Origin of the sequence: Flavobacterium endoglycinae, from assembly GCF_017352115.1 — a bacterium.
GTDB classification, from domain to species: Bacteria; Bacteroidota; Bacteroidia; order Flavobacteriales; family Flavobacteriaceae; genus Flavobacterium; species Flavobacterium endoglycinae.
Genome location: NZ_CP071448.1, coordinates 4,939,788 through 4,959,746 on the forward strand (window position 1 = coordinate 4,939,788; position 19,959 = coordinate 4,959,746).

Genomic DNA, 19,959 nt, shown 5'->3' on the forward strand with positions numbered 1-19,959 from the left:
AGTTAATCTTAAATCTATAAGTATTGTTCTATTCAATTACAATCTTTTTGGTTGTTGCGGTCGAATTTTGAGAAATCTTAGCCAAATATACTCCTTTAGGAAGTCTAGTTTTAACGGCTTGATTAGTATTCGATTTTAGATTTTTGGTTTCGTATAATAGCTCGCCGCCACTTGAATAAACGGCTAGAGAATAATTTTCATCTGATGGCGAAGGGAAATAAATATTAAATTCACCGCCTTTTGATGGATTAGGATATACTTGCACATCAGTAGAGATTTCATCAGTATTGGGTGAAATATTTTTAGTAATGGCGCTTTTTTCAGTAGTTCCAACTTTATTGAACTTAAATAATTGGCATGAAGTTCCGTAATATTCCCAGAGCTGAAGATTTGCTGTACCATCCATATTACAATTGGCAGTGTCCCAGCCTTTTGATGTATCTACTGCTGATTTTATGCTGTAATAGCCATTGCCAACATCGGTTACCAGCCATTTCTGAGCATCATTGCTATAATTATCCCAAAGTCGTATCGATTTTCCATTTGTTGCATCTGCACTTTCAAGATCGATTACACGTCCTGTGGAACTTGCATTTGATTTAAAACGCCAATAGCCGTTTCCAGCATCAATAGCAATCCATTGCTGCGCAGTTGCACCTGATCTATCCCAAGGACGGATTACAGTACCATTTGCATTAGTTCCATATTTAAGATCTAGGACTTTATTTGAGTTTGTTTTAAATTCAATTTCATAAACAGTATTGTTTATTAATGTGTTGCAGCTTTGCGATGGGATATTATTGTTTGCATATTCAGAAAACCACTGTTTAACTGGCGCAGCGCAAGATTCCCAGCTGTTGTTAAAAGCAGTTGTAACATTATATGGATCTGCATTGGTTATCAGCCCTTCTGGAGCAAGCAAATTCCAACTGCAATTTCCGGTAGCATCAATTCTGCCTTTCAAATTCAGACCAAAACCGCTTGTTGTACCCGTACCCCATGTTTGGTCGCCAGAAGGAGACCAATCTGTTTCGGTGATCATAATAGGGGCTATATTAGCAATTGGCTGCACATTGGCATTCCAGGCATTATTAAAACTGGTCGTGTTTTCTGCATTTGCTCCCCAATATCCCGGATAAACATGAACTGCATAACCGATATTACCTCCTGTAATCAAATGATTTGGATATCCTTGGTAATGAGATTGATATCCTGTTCCTGGTATCCAGCAAACATTATTTGCACCATTCGCTCTAATCTTATTTACTAAATCTTGAAAGAAATTATGTAAAGCGGCAAAATGCTCATCGCCAGTTGCACCCCAATTTCCATTTGTTCCCAGTATTTCTATTGGTTCATTGGCTAATTCAAACATCACATTATCTACATTCTTTAAATTTGGATGGTTTGATAAAAACTGCCACACAGTTCTTAAATAATTGTGGTAGTTGTCACCAAATGCAATTCGATTAGGACATACTCCTGGAGGACGAAGGACAACATACAATCCTCTGCTTCTGGCATGATTAATTAAAGGAATTATGACTTGATTTACATAAGTTACCAATCTATTATAGTCAAAACATGAAATATTATTTTCCCCTGCTGAACATCCAGGTGTATTTGTCCAATATGGATCAATATGAAGTCTTATATAATTTAATTTCCATCCGTTACTGGTATTTGTAAGCGCATCCATAACAGCATTATTATAATTCAGACAGCCTTGAACATTATAATTATCCCAACGGCATTGGTTATACGAGCAGCCATTAAACCAAGGACTCGGGGTTATGGCAACGCCATGCAGTAATACATTTTTTCCGCAGGGATCTTTTAAATTTTTGCCTTCAACATGCAGAGGAGGCAATGGCATTCCTGGCCACGCAAACAATTGCGTAAGAGGAAAAAACACTAAAAATAGAAAAAGTAATTTTTTAAATCTTTTCATAACTTAAATGGTTTTAATTAGTTAGTAAATAATACTTCCTCACTATGAGTAAGTTTTTTACTGCTAATTTAAAAATTTAAGTGATTTAAACAACCGATTGTGTTTATTATTTTTCTTGTTAAGTTTTGCTAATATCAACAAGCTTATATAATTAGAAAAATAGAGAAGAGTCTTGAGAAAGAAATTGTTTTTTACATCACGGGGATTTACAGAAGTAAAGCTGCAATTCTAAATTTGAATTAACAGCGAGATATCATTTTAGGGATTCTATAATTTTTTCTCGGTGTGCCAATCCCCAATTGACTAAGGTTTCTGTAACTGGAAGTACCGATTTGCCATATTCGGTAATAGCATAAACTACTGTTGCTGGTTTAGTATCTTGCTCTGTTCTGGAGATAAGCAAATTGGTTTCTAATTCTTTAAGTTCTTTGCTGAGCATTTTAGCCGAAATGCCGTCAATTTCGCGCTGCATTTTTTTAAAATGGATCACCTGATGCGTTCTATTGGTTAAAAACCTTAAAATCATCAATTTCCATTTTCCACCTAAAACATCAAGACTGTCACGCATTGCCATAAGTTCTTCAGAACAATTGGCTTCGCGAAGTACCCCGTTATCATTAATTTTTGCCATACTAGTTTCTCTTTGGTAACCGGTTACCTTAGGTTAACCCATAACAAAAATAGAATATTACAGCCATATTTTTGTAAACTAAAAAGATAAAAATGAAAGCAATAGTATTACAGGAAAATCGTGAGTTTAAACTGGAAACAGTAGAAATTCCATTGCCCGAAAGTCATCAGATTCAAGTAAGGATTATGGCTTCAGGTTTTAATCCGATAGATTATCAAATGACGGAAAACGGTTCAGAAAGAAAGCTCATTCATTCGCCAATTCTGGGCCGAGAATTTTCGGGAATTATAACAGAAATTGGTACAGCAGTAACCGATTTTAAAATTGGCGATGCTGTTTTCTGCGGATCGGGAAGTATGGGTTCCAACGGAACATACGCCGAATATATTTGTGTTCCAGAAAACATTGCCGTTATGAAACCTCAAAATATTTCTTTTGAAGCAGCAGCCGGAATTCCATCAGCCGGACTTACCGCTTTGCAGGCTTTTAAACGAATGAATGTTTCTGTAACCAATTCAATAGTAATTACAGGCGCGGCTGGAGGTGTAGGAAATATTTTTATTAAACTGCTTATTGCTAAAGGTTTTACCAATTTCGTGGTTACAGCCGGAAATGAGGAAAGTATTACTTCTTTACTGCATCTCTGCGTAAAGCAAGAGCAAATCATCAATTACAAAAAAGATGACATTTACGAAACAGCTCTTGCTTTAAACAAAAAGCAAAAGTTTGATATTGCTGTCGATTTCGTTGGAAATCAAGTTGCTGAAATTGCAGCAAAACTTTTAAAAATAAACGGGGTTTATGTTGATGTTACAAATTTTTCAACCCCAGAATCTCGTGGGATTCTTTTTTCAAGAGGAGCAACTATTTACAATATTTCCAATTATGCTTATGGAATTGAAAAACAATATGACTATTATAAAAACGGATTGACAGAATTGAGCCATTTATTAGAAAAAGAATTAATTAGTCCGCCAAATATTTCTATTGTCGGAGAACTGGATGCCGAAACGGTTACTAAAGCACTGACCATTTTGCGAGAGAATAAAACAGGCGGAAGAAAACTAATAATGCAGATTAACAAAAAATGAAAACAATACCAAGAAGAGTTGTAACCGGAATACGAAATGGAAAATCAATTATAGAACAGGATGAAATTGTTACCAATGTCTCAGAACATTTTCCCGGATTGATAATTTCAGATATTTGGTCAACTGACAGCACTCCAGCTAATTTTGAAGAAAAAGTTATTGAAAATACTGCTTTTCCCAGTACACCTAAAAACGGAAGTTATTTTCGGTATGTACAAATTCCGCCAGATAAACATTTAGGAATCGTTGCACCTGAAGGCCAGCCTCATCCGTTAATGCATCAAACGGATACTTTAGATTATATTATTATCATTTCGGGAGAAATTTATTTGATTGTTGAGGAAGGAGAAACTTTATTGAAGGCAGGAGATATCGTAATTCAACGCGGAACGAATCATGCGTGGAGCAATCGTTCCGATTTGCCATGTATTCAATTGGCTGTTTTACTCGACGCTAAAACAGCTTAAAAACTAGGTAATTTAGATTTTTAGTCTACCATATTGATAGGCTAATAAAAGTTTTAAGGATTTTTATATAAAAATTAAAATTAACTATTTAAATTTGCAGCAACAATGAGAAATAACAGTCTGAATATGAAGAATTATTATAACTGCGGTACCATGATGTGCTGTAATACAGTTATGTAATTCATTTAGAAGGCTTCTCTATAAAAACGATATTATTTCAAAAAGCTTTTCATGAATGTTTGAAAAGCTTTTTTGTTTCGCAAATCTGAATATAAAATGATTGAATTAAAAAATGTAACCAAAACGTTTCATCAGAAAGACCGAATTGTTTCGGCTTTGTCTGATGTTTCGCTAACCGTTCCGCCAGGAAAAATATTTGGTGTTATTGGAACTTCTGGTGCCGGAAAAAGTACTTTAATCCGTTGTGTCAATTTATTGGAAAGACCCACATCAGGAGAAATTATTGTTGATGGAAAAGCTTTAATGCAGTTATCAAACGCTGAGCTGGCTATTGAAAGAAGACAAATAGGAATGATTTTTCAGCATTTCAATCTGCTTTCTTCAAGAACTGTTTTCGATAATGTGGCTTTTCCATTAGAATTAGCAGGAACTCCTAAAAGCGAAATTAAAACACGTGTATTAGAACTACTGCAATTAGTTGGTTTGGCCGAAAAAGCAAATGATTATCCGGCAAGTCTTTCGGGCGGGCAAAAACAGAGGGTTGCAATTGCCAGAACGCTAGCCAATAATCCAAAAGTACTTTTATGCGACGAAGCTACAAGTGCACTTGATCCTGCGACTACACGATCTATTTTAAACCTTTTGAAAGACATTAATAAACGTCTGAACATTACAGTTTTGTTGATTACCCATCAAATGGAAGTTGTAAAATCGATCTGCGATGAAGTTGCTGTAATCAGCCACGGGAAATTAATAGAGCAGGGAAGTGTAGGCGAAATTTTTGCCGATCCAAAACATGAATTAACAAAAGAGTTCATTTCATCATCACTGCATTTAGAAATTCCAAGTGTTTATGAAGATAAATTACAAAAAGAAGATAATGGAAATCTGAATCCGTTATTGAAACTGGAAATGACTGGCAAATCAGTGAATGAACCTGTTATTTCTGAAGTTTCAAGACTGTTCGATACTGATTTCAAAATTATAAGCGCACAAATGGATCAGGCAGGCGAGGTAAATTTTGGCGTCATGTTAATTGAACTTTCAGGAAAACGCGAAAACTATGACGCGGCAATTCAATATTTTAATTCAAAGCATATTAAAACAGAAATTATAGGTTATGTCTGATTCTCTTATAGATTTATTGTTAAAAGGAACATGGGAAACCATTGTTATGACTTTTGTATCGGGCTTTTTTGGTTTTTTATTGGGACTTCCAACTGGAATTTTGCTTTTCCTTACCCGTAAAAATCAAATTTTAGAACAGCCTGTTTTAAACCGAACTTTATCAGTTGTGGTAAATGTATTTCGTTCGATTCCGTTTATCATTTTAATCGTTTGGATGATTCCGTTTACGCGTGCCATTGTGGGTACTTCAATTGGTGTAAGTGCTGCTTTAGTTCCGTTAAGTATTGGTGCAGCGCCCTTTATTGCCCGTTTGGTTGAAAACAGTTTGTTAAGCCTTCCATCAGGATTAATAGAAGCGGCAAGAGCTTTAGGCGCAACGCCTTTTCAAATTGTATATAAAGTTTTATTGCCAGAAGCGTTGCCTTCTTTAATTAATGCAGCCTCTATTACTTTAATTACGCTTGTAGGATATTCTGCTATGGGAGGTGCCGTTGGTGCAGGCGGATTAGGACAAGTAGGATATCAATATGGATATATTGGTTACGATGCTTTGACGATGAATTCTGTTCTAGCATTATTAGTTATTCTGGTTTTCGTGATTCAGTTTGCAGGAGACAGATTATCAAAAAGATTCGATCACAGATAAACATTCAATTAAAAATTTAGAATTAAAAATTAAAAATAGTATGAAATTAAATATTTTAAAAACGGCTGGGGTTTTGGCATTGGCACTAGTTTTATCAAACTGCGGAAATAGTAAAAAGAATGATCCGCACTTTATAAAAGTAGGAGTAGCTTCGGGACCAGAATTAAAAGTAGCTGAAGCCGCTAAAAAAGTGGCAAAAGAAAAATTCGGATTGGAAGTTGAATTGGTTTCTTTCAACGATTATGTAATTCCAAATGAAGCTTTAAGCCAAGGCGATATTGATGCAAATGCTTTTCAGCACAAACCGTATTTAGATGAACAGTCTAAACAAAGAGGTTACAAATTGGCTATTATTGGTAATACATTTGTGTATCCAATTGCAGCTTATTCTAAAAAGATAAAAACGCTTGCTGAGTTGAAAAACGAAAGCACGGTTATTATTCCAAATGATCCAACAAACGGAGGCCGTTCGTTATTGCTTTTACAGAAAAATGGTTTATTAAAATTAAAAGACGGTGTTGGTTTACTACCAAAAGTAACTGATATTGTCAGCAATCCTAAAAACTTGAAAATATTAGAATTAGAAGCGCCTCAATTACCTCGTGCCTTAGACGATGCCAATGTTTCTATTGCGATTATCAATAATACATTTGCTTCTGCAGCAGGTTTGGTTCCTTCTCGTGATGCTTTATTTGTAGAAGATAAAGATTCACCTTATGTAAATCTTGTGGTAAGCCGTGAAGACAATAAAAATGAAGAAAAAGTAAAACAGTTTTTACAGGCTTTTCAATCTCCAGAAGTTGAAAAAGCAGCTGAACGTGAATTTAAAGGTGGGGCTGTAAAAGGTTGGTAAATAGTTATGAGTTATGGGTTATGAGTTATGAGTTATAAGTTATAAGTTATGAGTTGTAAGTTATGAGTTATAAGTTATGAGTTTAACTTGAAACCTGAAACCTGAAACTTGAAACTTGACACTTGACACCTAAAACAAAAAAGACAGATGATTGTTATTATCTGTCTTTTTTTTGTTTTAAAAATAGTCTTATTTTGTTGTTAATCAGTCTTCTTAGGGTAATTTTTGTTTGGTTGAAGTTGGAACTTTGTTCTGTTAATTCTAAGAACAATTTTTATGAAAAACTTTAGCCTTATTTTGTTTTTAATGATTGGTTTTTGGGGTGTTCCAAATGAAAACAAAATAGAAACACCTCCATTATCTCCAGAAATGGAACGTTTAAGTATACAGCTTACCGATGTAAAAGCTGTTATTGCTAAAAATAAAGCGTATAATACCAAGATTGCCTTTTTTATTGATATGAGAATTAAGTCTGGAAAAAACCGGTTTTTTGTTTATGATCTAGAAAGTAACGAAATTATAGAACAAGGTCTTGTAGCAAATGGTGTGGGTTCTGAAACCAATGTAAGGGGAGAGCTTAAATTCAGCAATGAACCTAATTCTAAATGTACTTCTCTGGGAAATTATGTAGTAGGAAGTTCCTATAAAGGGATGTTTGGCAAATCCTACAAATTAGAAGGTTTAAACGAATCTAATAGCAACGCTTTAAAAAGAGCTATTGTACTTCATTCTTATTCTGCTGTTCCAAATGAAGAGCAGGAGTATTACATTTCAAATAGTCATGGCTGTCCTATGGTAAGTGAAGCTTTCTTTAAAAAATTGGAAAAAATTATTGACAATTCGAAATCGAAAATAATTTTGAATATTTATTATTGAGTTGGGGGTTGGAAGTTCGAAGTTATGAGTTATGAGTTAAGAGTTGGAAGTTCGAAGTTATGAGTTATGAGTTAAGAGTTGGAAGTTATGAGTTATGAGTTAGAAGTTATGAGTTAGAAGTTAGAAGTTTTAGATCATGGCAACCCATAACCCATAACTCCTAACTCATAACTTCTAACTAAAATTAAAACTTCTTATACTCCACGCCGTGTTTATCAGCATAAGGTAATAAAAGACTCATTACTTTTTCGTATTTTTTGTCGAGTTCCATTCCTTTTGCGTTGTCGAGTTCTTTTGCGGCATGCAGAACTTCTTCTTCGCTTTTTCCATCATCGATCATTTTAGCAATTTTAGGAAAATCATTTGTTTGTATGTTTTGGGCATATTCAAACATATCAATTGCAGCTTTGATAATCGGTTCAGTTTCTTCTGTTTTGCTTAGAGCATTTATTTTTTTAATGTCTTCTTTAAAAGTATTTCCATAATAAAAATTAACCGCATCTACACAGTTAGAATTACGCATCGATTTTTGATCCTCAGCAAGAGCTTGCAGTGTTCCGTTTTGTTTCTGCTGATAATATTCTTTAAAAACACGTTCAAAACTTTTAGGAATCTTGTTGGCATTTAAACCAATAAGTTCAAAAACTCTTTCTGGAGAATTGTCAGTAAAAAAATTACATGAAAACAATAAGGTTGATACAAATACTAAGGCGATGATTTTCTGAATTTTCATATTTAAATTAATTGATGTTACATGGTTGTAGAAGTGTCGATCATATTTTGAATTTTCACCAGAATCTGATTTTCATATTCAGCTTGTTTTCGATCGCTTTTTTTGCCCGAACTAAAGTTTTCACTAATGCTATAACTTTTTACAAATTGGCTTTTTCGTGCGCCAATACTATAATGCCAGCTTCCCATTTCGGAACTTACAAAGATAACAGCTTCTTCGAGTTTTAGTATTTTTCTCTTTTTAGAAATAGGACTTTCACGATAGATTGATTTTTCTTTAAGGTCAAATGTATATGTAATTTTTGCCCTAATCAGAATATCGTACAAACTGTGAAGAAAGAAATATCCCAGCAATATATAAACAGAATACAATACAACTGCATCAACATAACTTCGTAATAAAGGAAATAGTATGGCAACTATAAAAATTCCAATTAAAAACCACTGCGAAAGTTTTTGCAGCGGTTTAAAAGGTTGAAAAATAAGATGGTCTGACGTTTCTTGTAAATTATATTTTTCCCAGATTTTCATACGCCGTGTATAATTTCATCAATTTCGTTGGCCAGATTCTGCATAGATTTACTCGTAAATCCTTGTGCAATCATGGCAGATTTTTCTTTTCCGTTTTTTAAGTATTGGATGTTTAAAGACGTATTGGTGGTCAATAAATACTGTTTGATTCTCACTAATTCAAAATTTTGAAAATCCTCAAACGGAATTGGAAACGGTTTTCCAATCAATCCAATTTTTACGATAATTTCCTTTCGCTCTAAATCAATAATGATTTGTTTTGACCAAATGGATATTAGACTTAAAACAGACAAAATCCCGAAAATCCAAAACATCGCCATTTCCTTAATCCATATTCCCGCTCCGGCAAAAATGGCGAGCGCAATACTAATAAGCAGCGCAAAACTATAATCGCGTTTCATGATAAATTGATTTCCGGATTTTGTAAAATACTTCAATTCCATTTATTCAATTGTTACACCGTCAATAATCAAAAGGTTACAGTAAATAGAGTAGTACGAACTAGTATAATCCGCCGAAAGCTGATCGCTTAAACTATCTAGTTTTCCGCCTTTAAACTCAAATTTTCTAGTTGGAAGTTTTCCAAAAGTGTCAATCATCGTAATTTGTCCATCAAGTCCATTTTTATGGGATGCAAAAGCACGAAGCAAGTTTGTATCTTGTTTTTCAAAATCAACCGTTAGATAATAATTTCGGTTATCGGTTTTATCTAATGGATCTTGAGAGGCAATTCCTTTTGTAAAAGACACTGTAGCTGTACGTACAGGAACGGTAATCGTTTTATTTCCGTCTTTAACTGTAATCTCCACTTTAGTGCGTTTTTCTTCCAGCTGTGCGTATGTAATCTGTGTGAGGAAAAGGAAACTAATTAATAAGAATGAAAGAATTTTCTTGTTCATAATATTTCTGATTTTAAAATAATTTAGTATAACAAGATTACTTCATACCAAAAGTATTGGCAATCGCAAATTGGCATACGGATGGTTTAGGTTTTTATTTGGTTAATTCTGAAATATATCAGGAAACACAGGGCGTCTCAACTGATTTTAAGCACTTGTAAGCAAGACTTTTATACATTAAAAACAATACCAAAATGTTTGGTCAGTCTGAACGCAATTTGTACTTTGGCGGTAATTACCACTATGTATGCCACAAAATTTCACGATAAATTTCAAAAAACAAAAGCGAATTGTACTGCTGTTTTTCTTCTTTATTACAACTGTAATTCAGGCTCAGATTTCTGCCGTAGAGAAAATGGCTGAAGAAGGATTTGCCAAACGTTTTTCGGACACAACGGCGAGTATTAAAATACAAAAACAAGAACTTCGTCTGGCTAAAAAAAACAATAGCAAAGAAGATGAGGCAATTTGTTATGCTTACTTAGCGCTTACCCAGAGAAAACTACTGCATCTAAAAGAGTTTATCCATTATGCCGATATGTCGTACGATCTGGCACAAAAAGGAACTAGTAGCAGAGCCAAAGCATTTGCATCTGCAGCAATGGGTTCTTTAAAATCGTATATAGACGACAAATCTCAGGCAATAAACTATCTGCTGGAAGCATATACATTATTTTCCAAAGAAAATGCACACGATCAATGTGCTAAAATTGCTGCCGATATTTCGTATCTCTTTTATCCAGCTTCTCCAGAAAAAGAAGAAAAATACGCCAGAGAGGCATTGGCTCACGCTTCAAAATCAGGTGATCCCGAAAGTCAATTATTCGCTAGACTTGCTTTTGGAAGTTTCTTAAGTGATAAACTTGAATCTGAAGGAAAAGAGGAATGGCAAAGGGCAATGAAGTTTTTTCTGGAAACTGTTTCTTTAGCCGAAAAAAATGCCGATAAAATCGTCAGTAAAAGTACTATCGGAATCGCCTATGTAAACCTGGCCGATCTTTATACGAAAGGCCCAAAACCGATTAACGAAAAAGCCTTTTTATCGAATCTAGAAAAAGCGACCGCCATTGCCAAAAAATACAATGTGAAGATTATTTTTAGAAGCGCAATTGGTCTTGAAGGGTATTATTTTACTCAAAAAGGAGATTATCTAAGAGCCGAACTTTTGTTTATAAACGGAATAAAATACCAGCAAAGCCTTCCGTATACTGATAATTATCTCATGGCAGCTTTTTACAATTCTCTCAAAGATGTTGCGGTAAAGCGGGGAGATTTTGAAGCGTATTATGCATACGATACCTCTTTTACAAAATACAATCAATTAAAATATAAAGAATCTGCGCAATCGATGCTTCAGAATGCTGATGCGAGATACGAATCTTCCAAAAAAGCAGAAAGAATCAAACAGCTTGAACTCGAAAATGGACTCGAACAGAAAAATAAGTTATTAGGTTACGGAATAGCGGGTGTTTTATTAATTGGATTGGTTTTCATGTTTCGATCGTATCATTATCGTCAAAGATATTATCAGAATAGAGAAGACCTTCTAAAGCAGGAACAGGTTCATAACGAACTTAAAATCCAATTGATGGAGAAAGAAACCATCGAAAACCTGTCGGCAAGATTGTCATTAGAAAGAAGATTACTCCGTTCTCAAATGGACCCTCATTTTATTTTTAATGCTTTGGGAAATATCCAGAGTATGATTTTGCAAAAAGATACGCTTCCGGCAGTTTCTTATCTGAATAAATTTGCCAAACTGACGAGACAGATTTTAGAACAATCCCGAAAAGAAACCATTTCTCTTGAAGAAGAAATTAATACACTGCAAAATTACATCGAACTGCAGCAGCTTCGCTTAAACAACGGATTTGATTATAAAATTGAATGTGATGCGAATGTAGAAACAGATATCTTAATTCCACCCTTATTGATTCAGCCTTTTATAGAAAATGCGGTAGAACATGGTTTAAAACCACAAGAAAATAATGTACGCGGACTTATCGAAATTTATTTTAAAGAAGATGAAGAACAGCGCACTTTAATCTGTACCATTACAGATAACGGAATTGGATTAACCGCTTCCAGAAAAATAAAAATCAACGAAACTCATCAATCACTTTCGACTACGATTACAGATGAAAGATTGTCTATAATGCAGAAGGAAAGCCCAAACGCAGGTTTTACAGTAAGCGAAAAAGATCCTGTAACCGATACACACGGGTGTGTGGTAATTATTAATATTCCGATACTATCATGATATACAAAACCATAATTATTGAAGACGAACACCGTTTGCGAGAAGCGTTGTCGATTATGCTCGAAATGGTTTCTGGAGACAGCGTCCAGATTGTTGGATATGCAGAAACAGTGGAAGAAGCGAAAAAGATAATTGACCGATTAAAACCTGATTTGGTTTTTATGGATATTATGCTCAAAGACGGAACTGGATTTGATGTTTTGCAGCAGATTTCTTTTAATTCGTTTCATCTCATATTCACGACTGCTTACGAACAGCATGCAATCAATGCATTTAAATACAGCGCAGTCGATTATCTTCTGAAACCAATTGATCCGCAGGAATTAAAAGCCGCTATAGATCGTATTGAAATCCTGCAGGAACGAGTTTTCGAAAAGCAGCAGATTACCGAATTGCAGACCAATCTTTCTAAAACCCCTGACCGACTGGTTCTACCCACCCAAGAAGCGATGTATGTGGTAAAATTGGATCAGATTTTACGATGCGAAACCTCGGGTTCATACACGACATTTTTCTTGATTGACGGCCGAAAAATTATGGTTTCGAAACCACTTAAAAATTACGAAGACATTCTGCTGCCGCCTTTGTTTTTCCGAGTGCATCAGTCGCATTTAATTAATGTAAATGCAATTTTAAGTTATTCTCGTGAAGGAATGATTATGATGTCTGATAAATCTTCAGTGCCAATTTCGAGAGGAAAAAAAGAATCCTTTTTTAAATTGATGAAAGATGAAGTCTAATTTTGAATGCCTGTTGACAGTTTAAATAGTCAATTACTACCAATGCCAATTGGAAACTACCAATAACAAAATAATCGTTTTGGCTTACATCTCTTGTATTTATTTTTGTTCGTATAAAATACAGACAACCATGAATAATAAAACCTTATCAATCCTGAGCTATGTAACCATTATTGGCTGGATTATAGCTTTTGTAAAAAGCAAAGATGAAACGCCAAAAAGCGATCTTGTCATTTATCATTTAAAACAAGGATTTGGAATTTTCCTATTGACATTTGCTGTCAATGTTATCCTTTCAATTGTTTTGTCAATAGTACCTTCTCTTTATTTTTTAAGTTTTGTGGGTTATGCCTTTTTAATCTTATGGATTTTTGGAATTATCAATGCGGCAAATGAGCAGAAGAAACCTATTCCTGTAATCGGTAAAATGTTTGAAGACAAATTTGATTTTATAAACTAACCAATTTTACCTTTATTTAGATTTTTTAATTTTTTTGGATAGCACATTATTCTCACAAAAGCATTTTTTTGCCATGAGATAATGTTAAGAAATCATTTTAGATGCCAATTTCCTTTTAACTTGTAGTCTACTTTAAAAGAAAACTAAAATGCTTTTTTTAACCGGCATTTTTCTGCCATAAAAATTTTGAATTTGATTCATAATCAAGGAAGAGACAATTATCATTGTCTCTTTTTGCGTTTTTTAGATTTCTAGTTTTTTGCAATTTTTTTAACATTATTTTGATTATAAAATGTTAAAAAACCATATTTACGAATAAAGTGTTAATTTTTAATTTATTACGTTTTAACAAATGTTTTCCGAAAATCAATTTAAAATCATATATTTGTTAAAGAACAATCCAAACAAAATCCAAATGCAAAACAACTTACTGGGCGACTTGAAAGAGCACGAAAACAAATTATTAACGATATGGTCTCAAATTCTTTTAGATAGTGGATCTACCGATGGAGCAATGGAAGAAGAAGAGTCAAAAGAATTTGCTTCACTCTTTTTAACTGCTTTGTCAAAATCTGATGAAAAATTCGAAAATTCTAATGAACTCGAAAAAGTTCAAGATCTTATTGTGGGAATCTCTTCATCGAGAGGAAAACGTGGATTTTCACCAAGAGAAAATGCTCAATATTTAATATCTTTTAAAGAAGCTTGTTCGAAAGTCTTGTCTGAATTGATAAAAGATCCAGCGCAGCTTTATGATGCCAATTTAAAATTAAATGCGATTTTAGATAACATGATGATTATGACTTTTGAAGCCTTTATGAAAGGAAGAGAAGATGTAATTGCCAGACAAATCGATGAAATCAGCGAAATTTCAACTCCAGTTATTGCAGTTTGGGACGGCATTGTAGCCCTGCCAATTATTGGGACTTTAGACAGTTCAAGAACTCAGACTGTAATGGAAAGCCTTTTACAGCAAATTGTTGACACAGGAAGTTCAATTGCTATTTTGGATATTTCTGGTGTTCCTGCGGTAGATTCTCTAGTAGCACAGCATCTTATTAAAACTGTAAGTGCAACCCGCTTAATGGGAGCAGAATGTATCATAAGCGGTATTCGTCCAGAAATTGCACAAACAGTAGTTCACTTAGGAATCGATTTAAGCGGTATTACTACTAAAGCATCTCTTGCAAGTGCTTTACAAACTGCTTTCGAAATGTTGCAATTGAATGTTGTGAAAAGAAAGAAAATTGTAGAATAAGATTTTTAAGAATATGGAAAGAATTCCTATACTAAAAATGGGGGATTTTCTGCTGGTTACCATACAAGTCGATTTGTACGACCAGCTGGCAGAAAATTTGGAGTCAGACTTAATAAATACCATTAGTAAACATAGTTCAAAAGGCGTATTAATTGATATATCAGCAGTTTCTATTATCGATTCGTTTATGGGACGTATTTTAGGAAACATAGCTGTAATGTCAAAAATATTAGATGCACAAACAGTTGTAGTAGGAATGCAGCCAGCAGTTGCTATTACATTGGTTGAACTTGGTTTGTCCCTAAATGGAGTTATAAGTGCCCTAAATGTAGAAAAAGGTATGGATTTACTTCGCTCAAAAATGCACATAAGCGATAACGAAGAGCAGGAGTATGACGACGATAACGAATAGTAAAGAAGAAGCTCTTATTGTAAAAGAACAAGACGTTGTACCATTGCGCAACCGTGTAAAAGAGTACGGCGTTAGGGTTGGTATGAGTATTCTTAATCAAACCAAATTAATTACGGCAACCAGTGAACTCGTTCGTAATCTTCTGAAATACGGAGGAGGCGGAAAAGTCATTATAGAATCGGTTAGTAATGGCCGTGAAAATGGCGTGCGCGTAACTTTTATTGATAATGGTCCGGGTATTGCAGATATTAGTCTGGCTATGAAAGATGGTTACAGCACAGGAAAAAGCCTTGGATTAGGTTTGCCGGGAACAAAAAGACTTGTCAATGAATTTGACATTAAATCAGAACTAGGAAGCGGTACTACCGTTACTATAACAAAATGGAAAAATGGATAATACGTTTTCCACTTATAAAATAGACGATAGAAGTCTAATTGCTTTTATAAAAAGAGAAATACACAATCTTGCCCTTCAAATAGGTTTTAGCGCTCACAGGGCTGCCGAAACGGATATTATTGTTGCAGAATTAACTTCAAACTTAATTAAATACGCCAGTGGCGGAGAGCTTTTATACAGAGCTCATGTAGAAAATGATCAAAACCTTATAGAGATTTACTGTCTCGATAATGGCGTTGGATTTGACAATGTAGCCAAAATAATGAACGATGGCTATTCTTCTTCCAATACACTCGGACATGGATTAGGCTCAATTAAACGATTGAGCAATGACTTCCAAATTTATTCCATTAAAAACTGGGGCTGTGTTCAATATGTTAAAATCTGTGAAACATCAGAATTTAATCCTCCTTTACTTAAAAACGTACTTAATTACACAACAATTGCTGTTAATTATCCAGGTGAAAAATTATGCGGAGATGGGTATTATGTAAAACATTCTAGCAAAGGTTTTCAGATCTTTGTGGGAGATGGACTAGGTCATGGCGAAAGTGCAAATGAAGCCGTTGAAGCCGCAATTAAAGTTTTTAGACAAACAATTGAATGGAATCCCACAGAAGTGCTGAGAGAAATACATTCTAAAGTAAAGAAAACCAGAGGATTGGTAGCAACAATAGCTTCAGTAGATTATAAAGCTGAAGTATGGAATATTTGTGGGATTGGAAATATTAATACCCGCATTTATACCGGTTTAGAGAATAAAACCTATACAGCTTATAACGGAATTATTGGACATAATATTCCGCGTACTTTAAACAGCACCATTGTACCTTTTAAAAAACATCAGATTATTGTTATGCACAGTGATGGATTACGTACAAGATGGAATTTAAACGATTTAACTTCAATTTTTAAGCAAAGCCCGGGAATTATAGCGGCTTCTTTATTTAAAGAAAATATAAGAGGAACTGACGATGCTACAATTTTGGTTGGTAAAATAATCTAAATGCGATGAAAGAGATTATTCAAATAAACCTTGACAACGAAATGGACTTAATTCTGGCCCATAAACGGTGTATGAAAATTGCTGAAATGTGCGGGATGCCGTCTTCTTTCCAGACGAGATTTTCGACAGCTGTTTCTGAGATTGCCAGATGTTCTATTGCGAAAGGAACTGATTCTCTGCTTGTATTGGGGATTAATATTATTAAAGCAACCCAAAAAGAAATTGTAGCCGTTATTACAGATACTGTAGATTTAAAAAGCTGCAGTCCAGAAGCTTTCAATTATGCTTCTAAAATTTCGGGACATATCGAATATAGTTATGCGAATAATCAGTCGGTAACCAAAATAAGCCAGCCGGTAACAGCGCCGGGGCTTCTTTCTGAAACTAAGATAAAAAGCCTAATAGATTACTTTAAATTTGAACCGCCTTTATCTCCGTATGATGAAATTAGAAAGAAAAATATAGAACTTATTGCACTTTCTGAAAAACTGGCTGAAAGCGAGAATAAGTACAAGCGATTGGCCAATACAATTCCAGTATTAATTTGCGTAGTTAACGAGCGCAATAATGTACTGCTGGTGAATGAGTCATTGGAAAACTATCTTAGCCTGCCATTACTTATTTTTGATAAAAAAACGCTGGGAAATTTTGTTCATTCTCAAGATATAGAAGAAATTTTGGAAGGCTGGAACAAAGCCAAACAAAACAAATCAGATTATATTGGAGAAGCCAGAATTAAAAAAGGCCAAGATTATATCTGGCACTTGGTTTCCATTATTCCAAACAAAGCAGAAGACGGCAGTTTTACTAGCTGGTTAGTCTATTTTGTAGATATAAATGCGCAGAAAATGATCGTTGAAACGCTGAAAGACAATACAGAACTTAAAGCCATTCAGCGTGAACTTGAAAGTGCAAACTCCAAACTGCGTTTCAAAAATAAAGAATTAGAACAATTTGCCTATATAGCGAGCCATGATCTTCAGGAACCGCTTCGAAAAATTATGATTATGCTTTCTCGAGCGGGAGAACATTTAAGTGAAGATCAAAAGAAAAAATATTACTTTGACCGAATCACTTTGGCAGCTGGAAGATTATCCAATCTAATTACAGATGTTCTTAATTATTCTAGAATAGAAAACAAAGAACAATATTTTGAACCAGTCGATTTAAATGATGTTCTTCAGGAAGTATTGGCAGATTTAAGTATGGTAATCGAAGAAAAAAATGCGATTATAAATGTAAATCCGCTGCCAGTGGTGCCTGGACTTGATACACAGCTGCGTCAGTTATTTTACAATCTGATTAATAATGCACTTAAATTTAATACTTCACTGCCAACCGTTACCGTATCCTACGAAGATGTTCCTAAGGATGTAAACTTAGTAACTTCGGCAGAAAATTATCATGTTATATCAATTGCTGATAACGGAATTGGAATGGACAGCAAATATTCCGAAAGGATTTTCGACATGTTCCAGCGTCTGCACGAACGTGACCAATACGGTGGAAACGGGATAGGACTTGCTTTATGCCGCAGAATTATTGAAAATCACAACGGTATGATTAATTTCAGCAGTAAGCCCGGAGAAGGAACCACATTCTGGATTTACCTTCCTAAAAAATAGAAAATAAAAAAAGGCAGTTTTTAGACTGCCTTTTTTATTACATAAGTTGGAATTATCCATGAGCTTCAACAGAAACATCGTTCCATTTTTCCCAATTTGCCAATCTTTGTTCGTAGTGTTGTTTTACGAAAGGAAGTGCCACTTTTCCCAAAAGCAGTCTCAAAGGAGGATTTTCTGTTTCCACTAATTTTACAATTGCTGGAACTGTTGCCGCTACTTTTCCAAAAGAAGTTTCTCCTTCTGCAAAAGCTTTTCTTAAACCATCATAAACAGGATTGCTTTCACTGCTTATTCCAGTATGCCAAATGTTTGATTCGTAACCGTTTGGTTCTACTAAAGTAACATTGATCCCAAAGGCTTTTACTTCTGTTGCCAAAGTTTCACTTAATCCTTCAATTGCAAATTTTGAAGCGTTGTAAAGTCCCATTGTTGGCAAAGTTCCAACTCCTAAAATCGATGAAACCTGAATGATATGACCGCTTTTTTGTGCTCTCATAATGGGAAGTACCGCTTGAGTAAGCCATAAAGTTCCAAAGAAATTAGTTTCGAACTGTGCTCTGGCTTCTTGTTCGTTTGCTTCTTCAATTGCACCTGTAAGTGCATATCCAGCATTGTTAATCAAGATGTCTATAGTTCCAAAATGTTGTTTTACTTTTTCTACAACTTCAAGTGATTGTGCACGATTGTCTACATCAAGTGAAAGCGTTAAAACAGCATTTCCATATTGTTCTTTTAAATCGTTTAATGTATTCACGTTTCTTGCAGTTGCAGCTACGTTATATCCTTTTGCTAAAAAAGCTTCTGTCCAGGCTCTTCCAAATCCTTTTGATGCTCCGGTAATTAAAATTGTTTTTGACATTGTGTTTGTTTTTATAGTTATTATTAAATTTTAAATATGACTGATCGGTCATTTTTATGGTAAAAAAAATTAGATGCTGTTTTGGATAATTATTTTTTTAAGGGCCTGGGTAATGACTTTCATTTTGTCATTACTGCCTGAAACTCTAGACATTAAATGTCCGCCTTCGAGCATGGCAAATAGCATGGTGGCAAATTCAGCTGCATTCCATTCAGGTTTAAATTCTCCGTCTGCAATCCCTTTTTCAATAATAGAAGTCAAAAGTTGTTGTCCGCGTTTGATAGCATTGTTTACTTTTTCTTTTACGATTGGGTTGGTATCATCAGCTTCCGTTCCAAAGTTCAAGAGCGGACAACCACCAGTAACCGGAGAAGCTAACGGATTGCTGAAAAAGTCAATGTAAGCAAACAGTTTTTCTTGAGAAGTACTCCCTGAATTTACTTTATTTTCTAATTTACTGCTCAGTATTTTCATATTATGATCTACTGCGGCGCAGGCTAAAACTTCTTTATTTTCAAAATGAACATACATGCTTCCCTTAGACAATTTGGTCGCCTCCATAATATCGCTCATAGAAGTAGCTGCAATTCCTTTTGTATTAAAAATAGGAGCGGCTTTTTCTAAAATAAATTGTCTGGTTTCTTCACCTTTTGTCATGAGTGGTAGTATTTACGATGCAAATATATGACCGATTGGTCATATATACAAATTAAATGCAATATTTTTTAAACACTTTTTTTGTTGAAGAAAGAAGAATTATGCCTCAATCAGAGTAAAATAAGGCTTTTTGATAAGTATTTATAGATAAAATATGTGCGGTCTGTATATCTATTTACTACAGATAAATCCTACCTGTAAACAGGTAATTTTATAATTCATGTAATTGATAATCAAATATTTAAAATTTGTTAACTTTTGTTTAATCAGAAATACCGCTGTGTTTTTCCTACTTTTACG

The 19,959-nt window shown here is 34.4% G+C and carries 22 protein-coding genes; 14 read left to right on the forward strand and 8 right to left on the reverse strand.

Annotation, left to right across the window (positions count from 1 at the left end; translation table 11 throughout):
• Positions 1 to 28 precede the first annotated feature (28 nt).
• On the reverse strand, positions 29 to 1,951 hold the full coding sequence (locus J0383_RS21370) for an RICIN domain-containing protein (RefSeq protein WP_207295975.1): 1,923 nt from the start codon (positions 1,949 to 1,951) through the stop codon (positions 29 to 31).
• 253 nt (positions 1,952 to 2,204) lie between these two features.
• The gene (locus J0383_RS21375) at positions 2,205 to 2,582 is read right to left on the reverse strand and encodes a winged helix-turn-helix transcriptional regulator (protein ID WP_207295976.1); all 378 of its coding nucleotides are present in this window, start codon (positions 2,580 to 2,582) and stop codon (positions 2,205 to 2,207) included.
• A 92-nt stretch (positions 2,583 to 2,674) separates the two neighbouring features.
• Here J0383_RS21375 and J0383_RS21380 point away from each other — a divergent pair, with 92 nt between their 5' ends.
• The 6 genes from J0383_RS21380 (at position 2,675) to J0383_RS21405 (ending at position 7,823) form a co-directional block, all read left to right on the forward strand.
• On the forward strand, positions 2,675 to 3,673 hold the full coding sequence (locus tag J0383_RS21380; RefSeq protein ID WP_207295977.1) for an NADP-dependent oxidoreductase: 999 nt from the start codon (positions 2,675 to 2,677) through the stop codon (positions 3,671 to 3,673).
• Positions 3,670 to 4,140, forward strand: a complete 471-nt coding sequence (locus J0383_RS21385) for a cupin domain-containing protein (protein WP_207295978.1) — start codon at positions 3,670 to 3,672, stop codon at positions 4,138 to 4,140. Before J0383_RS21380 ends, J0383_RS21385 begins: the two co-directional genes overlap by 4 nt.
• A 276-nt stretch (positions 4,141 to 4,416) precedes the next feature.
• Positions 4,417 to 5,448 (forward strand): methionine ABC transporter ATP-binding protein MetN, encoded by a 1,032-nt coding sequence (gene metN / locus J0383_RS21390; protein ID WP_207295979.1) that lies wholly within the window; start codon positions 4,417 to 4,419, stop codon positions 5,446 to 5,448.
• Positions 5,441 to 6,094 (forward strand): methionine ABC transporter permease MetI, encoded by a 654-nt coding sequence (locus tag J0383_RS21395; protein ID WP_207295980.1) that lies wholly within the window; start codon positions 5,441 to 5,443, stop codon positions 6,092 to 6,094. The genes metN and J0383_RS21395 overlap by 8 nt, the downstream gene beginning before the upstream one ends.
• Before the next feature lie 40 nt (positions 6,095 to 6,134).
• Positions 6,135 to 6,947: a methionine ABC transporter substrate-binding lipoprotein MetQ gene (gene metQ, locus J0383_RS21400; protein ID WP_207295981.1), complete on the forward strand. Its 813-nt coding sequence runs from the start codon at positions 6,135 to 6,137 to the stop codon at positions 6,945 to 6,947.
• 276 nt (positions 6,948 to 7,223) lie between these two features.
• Positions 7,224 to 7,823, forward strand: a complete 600-nt coding sequence (locus J0383_RS21405) for a murein L,D-transpeptidase catalytic domain-containing protein (protein ID WP_207295982.1) — start codon at positions 7,224 to 7,226, stop codon at positions 7,821 to 7,823.
• A 184-nt stretch (positions 7,824 to 8,007) separates the two neighbouring features.
• On the opposite strand, the gene J0383_RS21410 is transcribed toward J0383_RS21405, so the two are convergent.
• The 4 genes from J0383_RS21410 to J0383_RS21425 are packed head-to-tail and all read right to left on the reverse strand — an operon-like array spanning position 8,008 to position 9,985.
• Entirely contained in the window at positions 8,008 to 8,556 is a 549-nt protein-coding gene (locus J0383_RS21410; RefSeq protein ID WP_207295983.1) for a hypothetical protein, read from the reverse strand.
• A 17-nt stretch (positions 8,557 to 8,573) separates the two neighbouring features.
• Positions 8,574 to 9,086, reverse strand: a complete 513-nt coding sequence (locus tag J0383_RS21415; protein WP_207295984.1) for a hypothetical protein — start codon at positions 9,084 to 9,086, stop codon at positions 8,574 to 8,576.
• Positions 9,083 to 9,487: a hypothetical protein gene (locus J0383_RS21420; RefSeq protein ID WP_207295985.1), complete on the reverse strand. Its 405-nt coding sequence runs from the start codon at positions 9,485 to 9,487 to the stop codon at positions 9,083 to 9,085. The genes J0383_RS21415 and J0383_RS21420 overlap by 4 nt, the downstream gene beginning before the upstream one ends.
• 42 nt (positions 9,488 to 9,529) lie before the next feature.
• Positions 9,530 to 9,985: a hypothetical protein gene (locus J0383_RS21425; RefSeq protein WP_207295986.1), complete on the reverse strand. Its 456-nt coding sequence runs from the start codon at positions 9,983 to 9,985 to the stop codon at positions 9,530 to 9,532.
• A gap of 247 nt (positions 9,986 to 10,232) precedes the next feature.
• Here J0383_RS21425 and J0383_RS21430 point away from each other — a divergent pair, with 247 nt between their 5' ends.
• The 8 genes from J0383_RS21430 to J0383_RS21465 all read left to right on the forward strand — a co-directional run bounded on the left by J0383_RS21430 (position 10,233) and on the right by J0383_RS21465 (position 18,143).
• Positions 10,233 to 12,245 (forward strand): sensor histidine kinase, encoded by a 2,013-nt coding sequence (locus J0383_RS21430; protein ID WP_207295987.1) that lies wholly within the window; start codon positions 10,233 to 10,235, stop codon positions 12,243 to 12,245.
• On the forward strand, positions 12,242 to 12,985 hold the full coding sequence (locus J0383_RS21435; RefSeq protein WP_207295988.1) for a LytR/AlgR family response regulator transcription factor: 744 nt from the start codon (positions 12,242 to 12,244) through the stop codon (positions 12,983 to 12,985). Before J0383_RS21430 ends, J0383_RS21435 begins: the two co-directional genes overlap by 4 nt.
• Positions 12,986 to 13,115: 130 nt before the next feature.
• Complete coding sequence (locus tag J0383_RS21440) at positions 13,116 to 13,445, forward strand: DUF4870 domain-containing protein (RefSeq protein ID WP_207295989.1); 330 nt, start codon at positions 13,116 to 13,118, stop codon at positions 13,443 to 13,445.
• A gap of 415 nt (positions 13,446 to 13,860) precedes the next feature.
• The gene (locus tag J0383_RS21445; protein ID WP_207295990.1) at positions 13,861 to 14,703 is read left to right on the forward strand and encodes an STAS domain-containing protein; all 843 of its coding nucleotides are present in this window, start codon (positions 13,861 to 13,863) and stop codon (positions 14,701 to 14,703) included.
• Between the two features lie 13 nt (positions 14,704 to 14,716).
• Positions 14,717 to 15,115, forward strand: coding sequence for an STAS domain-containing protein (locus J0383_RS21450; protein ID WP_207295991.1), 399 nt, complete (start codon positions 14,717 to 14,719; stop codon positions 15,113 to 15,115).
• A complete protein-coding gene (locus J0383_RS21455) occupies positions 15,096 to 15,512 on the forward strand; it encodes an anti-sigma regulatory factor (RefSeq protein ID WP_207295992.1) in 417 nt (138 codons plus the stop codon). Before J0383_RS21450 ends, J0383_RS21455 begins: the two co-directional genes overlap by 20 nt.
• Positions 15,505 to 16,518: an ATP-binding protein gene (locus J0383_RS21460; RefSeq protein ID WP_207295993.1), complete on the forward strand. Its 1,014-nt coding sequence runs from the start codon at positions 15,505 to 15,507 to the stop codon at positions 16,516 to 16,518. The genes J0383_RS21455 and J0383_RS21460 overlap by 8 nt, the downstream gene beginning before the upstream one ends.
• A gap of 5 nt (positions 16,519 to 16,523) precedes the next feature.
• On the forward strand, positions 16,524 to 18,143 hold the full coding sequence (locus J0383_RS21465) for a PAS domain-containing sensor histidine kinase (protein ID WP_207295994.1): 1,620 nt from the start codon (positions 16,524 to 16,526) through the stop codon (positions 18,141 to 18,143).
• Positions 18,144 to 18,195: 52 nt separating this feature from the next.
• On the opposite strand, the gene J0383_RS21470 is transcribed toward J0383_RS21465, so the two are convergent.
• Together J0383_RS21470 and J0383_RS21475 are read right to left on the reverse strand one after the other, a co-directional pair.
• Entirely contained in the window at positions 18,196 to 19,002 is an 807-nt protein-coding gene (locus J0383_RS21470; protein WP_207295995.1) for an SDR family NAD(P)-dependent oxidoreductase, read from the reverse strand.
• A gap of 69 nt (positions 19,003 to 19,071) precedes the next feature.
• Positions 19,072 to 19,659, reverse strand: a complete 588-nt coding sequence (locus J0383_RS21475) for a TetR/AcrR family transcriptional regulator (RefSeq protein WP_207295996.1) — start codon at positions 19,657 to 19,659, stop codon at positions 19,072 to 19,074.
• Positions 19,660 to 19,959 lie beyond the last annotated feature (300 nt).